4 protein-coding genes are annotated in these 4698 nt (G+C 70.9%); 3 read left to right on the forward strand and 1 reads right to left on the reverse strand.

What is annotated here, in order from left to right:
* The 3 genes from BFF77_RS28885 to BFF77_RS28895 all read left to right on the forward strand — a co-directional run.
* The coding region (locus BFF77_RS28885) for an alpha/beta hydrolase (protein ID WP_425424437.1) at positions 1 to 1005 on the forward strand (1005 nt) is incomplete at its 5' end.
* Positions 1006 to 1152: 147 nt separating this feature from the next.
* Positions 1153 to 2112 carry a methylenetetrahydrofolate reductase [NAD(P)H] gene (metF, locus tag BFF77_RS28890; protein WP_079125582.1) on the forward strand — a complete coding sequence of 320 codons (960 nt, stop codon included), beginning with the start codon at positions 1153 to 1155 and terminating at the stop codon, positions 2110 to 2112.
* A gap of 401 nt (positions 2113 to 2513) precedes the next feature.
* Positions 2514 to 3137 carry an anthrone oxygenase family protein gene (locus tag BFF77_RS28895; protein WP_079125583.1) on the forward strand — a complete coding sequence of 208 codons (624 nt, stop codon included), beginning with the start codon at positions 2514 to 2516 and terminating at the stop codon, positions 3135 to 3137.
* 130 nt (positions 3138 to 3267) lie between these two features.
* Here the strand turns inward: BFF77_RS28895 and BFF77_RS28900 are convergent.
* Positions 3268 to 4698: MFS transporter (locus tag BFF77_RS28900; RefSeq protein WP_066955672.1), on the reverse strand; the 1431-nt coding region annotated here is incomplete at its 5' end.

The following is a 4698-nucleotide window of genomic DNA, read 5'->3' on the forward strand; positions in this document are numbered from 1 at the left end:
CCCGCCGCACCCGCCGCACCCGCCGTCCCCGCCGTCCCCGCAGAACCCGCCGCACCGGTCGCACCCGCCCTCCTCACGGAACCGGCCGTCCCCGCCGTCTCCGTGGCACCGGCCGGACCGGTCGTCCCCGCCGAAGTGCCCTCAGCCGTTCGTCCCGTCCTCCTCGACGCCGACGGCGTACAGGTGTCGGGCCTGCTCGCCGAGCCCGAGGGCGGCGAACCGCGCGCCGTGGTCGTCGCCATCCACGGCCGGGGCATGTGCGCCGAGTACTTCAACGGGCTGACCGACCCGGCCGACTCACTGCTCACTCTCGGCGCGCGGCTGGGCTACTCCGTACTGGCGCTCGACCGGCCCGGCTACGGCGCCTCCGTCCGGCAGCTCCCGGAGGGCCAGCCGCTCGGCGAGCAGGCGACGACCCTGCACGCGGCGCTCACCGACTTCGCCAGGAACCACCCGACCGGAGCCGGGTTCTTCGTGGTCGCCCACTCCGACGGCGGCAAGGTCAGTCTGCACATGGCGGCGCAGGACGCGGGCAGCGCGCTGATCGGCCTGGACGTCAACGGCTGCGGCTGGCGCTACGCCCGCGAGGCCCGGCACTTCCCCGACACCCTCGGCGGTGGTGCCTCGCGGCTCAACTGGGGCCCGCTCAACCTCTACGCTCCCGGTACCTTCCGCGCCAGCCGCTCCCTGCTGCGGCCGGTGCCGCGGCGCGAGGAGATCCAGACGGCGGTGTGGCCCATCCAGTACCCGCGGCTGGCCGGGCACATCACCAATCCGCTCCGGCTGACCTTCGCCGAGCACGAGCTCTGGTGGGAGCTGGACGACGCCTCGCTCGCCTCGATGAAGAGCCGGCTGACGGCCTCGCCTCTCGTCACGGTGGAGCGGCTGCCGGCCGCCGGGCACAACATCAGCATCGGCCGCGCGGCCCGCACCTACCATCTGCGGGCGCTGGCCTTCCTGGAGGAATGTCTGCTGCTCGGTCGCGGCGCCGCGGCACGCGTCTGAACTCCCCTCCCCGCACGGCTGGTTGCCGGGCCCGGCCATGCCCCTGATCAGTCCTTTGGTCCTCTCCAGGTGCGCGCGGCCCATCGCGGCTAGTGTGTGCGGACCGTATTCACCCACACACCGAGCGACCAGGAAGGACCCCCCGCCATGGCGGCACAGAAGCCGGAACGTCCGCAGCACCCGAGGCCAGGCCCACGCGTCCGGCCGGCCGACGGAGGGCGCTCGTTCTCCTTCGAGTTCTTCCCGCCGAAGACCGAGGCGGGCGAGCGTACGCTGTGGACCGCGATCCGCCGGATCGAGGCGCTCGCGCCCACCTTCGTCTCGGTGACCTACGGAGCGGGCGGCTCCTCGCGCGACCGTACGATCGAGGTCACCAAGCGCATCGCCGCCGAGACCACACTGCGCCCGGTCGCGCATCTCACCGCGGTCGGCCACTCCGTCGCCGAACTGCGCCACATCATCGGCCAGTACGCGGACGCCGGCATCCGGGACGTACTCGCGCTGCGCGGCGATCCGCCGGGCGATCCGCGCGGTGAGTGGGTCCGCCACCCCGAGGGCTTCGCCCAGGCGAGCGAACTGGTCTCCCTGATCCGGGAGCTGGGCGACTTCACCGTCGGCGTGGCGGCCTTTCCCGAACGCCATCCGCGCTCGGCCGACTGGGAGAGCGACATCCGCCACTTCGTGGCCAAGTGCCGGGCGGGCGCCGACTACGCCATCACCCAGATGTTCTTCCACGTGGAGGACTATCTGCGCCTGCGCGACCGGATCGAGGCCGCCGGATGCACGACGCCGGTCATTCCGGAGATCATGCCGGCCACCGACCACCGCCAGATCCGCCGGTTCGCGGAACTCAGCGACGCCCGCTTCCCCGACGAACTCGCCGCGCGGCTCGAAGCGGTCCGCGATCAGCCCGGTGAGGGCCACCGGATCGGTGTCGAGTACGCCACGGCCATGGCCGAGCGGCTGCTCGCGGAGGGCGCTCCGGGCCTGCACTACATCACGCTGAACCGCTCGACGGCCACGATGGAGATCCACCAGAATCTGGGCGTCGGCGCGGCGGCGAGGAACCTGCCCGTACGGGTACCCGTCCCGGCCCCCGCCGCCTGAAGCGTGTCGGTCGGTCCTCGGTGCCGGGCCGGACTGCCGCGGCACGCCCCAGGACCTCGAACTCCGCCCGCTGGAGCCCCGGTCGAGGATGGCTCCAGCGGGTCTGGCGGGCCGCCACCGGCCCTGCCATGATCTTCGGGCCGGTCAACTCCGGCTTGGACGCAGAAATATGAACCTGAGCTTCGTGGCTATGTACCGTCTCAACGCACTGGACTTGACTGGTCTCATGACGCAGATCATGAGGATTGCCCAGGGAACCGGACCAAAGGCCGCGTGGACACTCTGAGATCAGCGGGCGGACCCGTCGCCGTGTCACGCGTCGGCGGCGTCGGCGACAACACCGTGGCAGCCGCCGGATCACCTCGCATCGGACGGCTTCGACCACCAGACAAGGACATCCCATGAGCTACAACGCGCCCGGTACCCCCAACCCCTACGCCGCCTACCCGCCGCAGGCACCCGCGCCGTCGCCCGTGCCCCAGAGCAAGGCGGTCGGGCCCCTGCTGATGATCGCCACCATCATGATGGGGCTCATGGCGGGTCTCTTCTTCGCGTACGACATCTCGGTCATGCCCGGTCTGGCCAGGACGGACGACCGTACGTATGTCGACGCGATGCAGAACTTCAACGCGCTGATCGACGGCAACGGTCTCTTCGGCATGGCCTTCATCGGCGCCCTGCTGGCCGCCGCGGTCGCCGCGTTCCTGGAGTTCCGCCGGGGCCGGCGGGGGACCGCCCTGTGGATCGGGGCCGCGGCCGTGCTCTATCTGGTGGCCCTGATGATCACGTTCAGCGTCAACATCCCGCTCAACAACGAGCTGGCCGCCGCCGGTGACCCGGCCAAGATCACGGACTTCTCGATCGTCGACAAGTTCAAGGGCACCTGGGAGACGAGCAACATCGTCCGGACCCTGGTGTGCACGGCGGCGCTGGGCTTCCTTGCCCGCGCGCTGGTGCTGCACGGCCGGAACAGCGTCGTCTCCGCCGCCGTCGCCGCTCCCGCGATGCGGCCCTACGGCGTCTGAGAACCGGCACCGCGTGTGAGGCAGGAAGGGCGACGGGCCCGGAGCCCGTCGCCCTTCCTGCCTGTCCGCGCGGACGCGCTCCGGTGCGTGACGGTCACCGTCACGCCCGACGCGAGGACCACGGGGACGGTCAGCCCACCGGGGTGGGCGGAGTGGCCGAGGGACGGTCCTCCGCCGAGCCCCGCTCGCCCTTCCCGGCCGCGCTCTCCCCGGCCGTGCCTGTCTCTGCCTTGCTCTCCTCGGCGAGCCGCTCCATACCGCTCGTCGTCTTGAGCGGCTTCTCCTTGAGGAAGAGGACGGCGACCAGCGCGAGCGCGGCGAAGGGAGCGGCGACGAGGAAGAGCTCCGCCGTGGCCACGCCGTACGCGTGCTGCACGATCTCCCGCATCGGCGCGGGCAGTGTGGAGATGTCGGGTACGGAGTTCTCGCCGCCGGAGGCCGACCCGTCCGCTCCGCCCAGGCTCTTGGTCATCTCGGCCGTCACCCGGTTGGCCAGGATCGCGCCGAGCACGCTCGTACCGATCGTGCCGCCCATGCTGCGGAAGAACGACAGGACCGAGGTGGCCGCGCCGAGTTCGGCCGCCGGCACATCGTTCTGGGCCGCCAGCACCAGGTTCTGCATCAGCATGCCGACGCCGATACCGAGCACGGCCATGTAGACGCTGAGCAGGCCGAAGCCGGTGTCGGCGTCGATCGTGGCCAGCAGAGCGAGACCGCCCGTCATGATCACGGCGCCCGCGATCAGATGGATCTTCCACTTGCCGGTGGCGCTGATGATCTGGCCGGCGACCGTGGAGGAGACCAGCAGACCGAGGATCAGCGGCAGGCTCATCAGGCCCGCCACGGTCGGCGACTTGCCCAGCGAGATCTGGAAGTACTGCGAGAGGAAGACGGTGCCGCCGAACATCGCGACACCGACCAGCAGGCTCGCCACCGTGGTCAGGGAGACGGTGCGGTTGCGGAAGATGTCCAGCGGGATGACCGGCTCGGGAACCCGGGCCTCCACGAAGACCGCCGCGACCAGGAGCACGACACCCGCACCGGTCAGCGCGGCCGTCTGCCAGGACGCCCAGTCGAACTGGTTGCCCGCCAGCGAGGTCCAGATCAGCAGGGCGCTGACACCCGCGACGATCAGGAACGCGCCCAGATAGTCGATCCTCACATCACGGCGGACCGTGGGCAGCCGCAGCGTGCGCTGGAGGATCAGGATCGCGGCGAGCGCGAAGGGCACTCCGATGAAGAAGCACCAGCGCCAGCCCAGCCACGAGGTGTCCACCAGCACACCGCCGACCAGCGGCCCGGCGACCGTGCCGATGGCGAAGACGGCGCCGAAGATACCGGCGTACCTGCCCAGCCGCCGCGGCGGGATGACCGCCGCCATCACGACCTGCGCCAGGGCGGTCAGACCGCCCGCGCCGATGCCCTGGACGACCCGGCTGAAGATGAGCAGTCCGACACCCTGCGAGAAGCCGGCGAGCAGCGACCCGACCACGAACATGGCGAGCGAGAACTGGAGCAGCAGCTTCTTGTTGTAGAGGTCGGAGAGCTTGCCCCACAGCGG

Origin of the sequence: Streptomyces lushanensis (assembly GCF_001700515.1) — a bacterium.
GTDB classification, from domain to species: domain Bacteria; phylum Actinomycetota; class Actinomycetes; order Streptomycetales; family Streptomycetaceae; genus Streptomyces; species Streptomyces lushanensis.

Excerpts from the sequence above, each read along its gene's own strand:
- metF (WP_079125582.1), top strand. The coding sequence starts at position 1,153 with ATGGCGGCACAGAAGCCGGAACGTCCGCAGCACCCGAGGCCAGGCCCA.
- BFF77_RS28895 (WP_079125583.1), top strand. The coding sequence starts at position 2,514 with ATGAGCTACAACGCGCCCGGTACCCCCAACCCCTACGCCGCCTACCCG.